Source organism: Tritonibacter sp. SIMBA_163, assembly GCF_046535935.1.
Classification (GTDB): domain Bacteria; phylum Pseudomonadota; class Alphaproteobacteria; order Rhodobacterales; family Rhodobacteraceae; genus Epibacterium; species Epibacterium scottomollicae.
On record NZ_JAWJBP010000130.1, the window covers coordinates 1 to 435 of the forward strand.

Annotated in this window: 1 pseudogene; it reads left to right on the plus strand. The window is 65.7% G+C overall.

Annotation, left to right across the window (positions count from 1 at the left end):
* Positions 1 to 435 (plus strand): annotated as a pseudogene (locus R0J92_RS21760) (hypothetical protein); the annotation flags it as partial.

The following is a 435-nucleotide window of genomic DNA, read 5'->3' on the forward strand; positions in this document are numbered from 1 at the left end:
ACCGGCGCATGGACGGCGACGGCCCCGGCTGAACAGCCCGATGGCAATGTGACGGTTGCGGTGACCGATCCTGCAGGCAATCCGGGAACGGGAAGCGGCACGTGGACTTCGAGTGACACGACCCCGCCGGACACGAGTGCGACGACCGTGACGGTTGGTGCGATTGCCGGTGACGGTGTGGTCAATGCCGCCGAGGCGGCAGGCAATGTTGCGGGAACGGTAACGATCACCAACCCGCCTTCGGATGCTGCGACGACGACGGTGAACGTGCTTGTCGATGGCGTGCCTTATGCGGCAGTTTCCAATGGCGACGGCACATGGACGGCTTCGGTTCCCGGCAGTGCGCTTGCCGGTGCTGCGACGCCGACGGTGACGGCGGAAGTCGTGTTTGCGGATGCAGCCGGCAATGATGCTGCGCCTGTGACCGGCACGCAG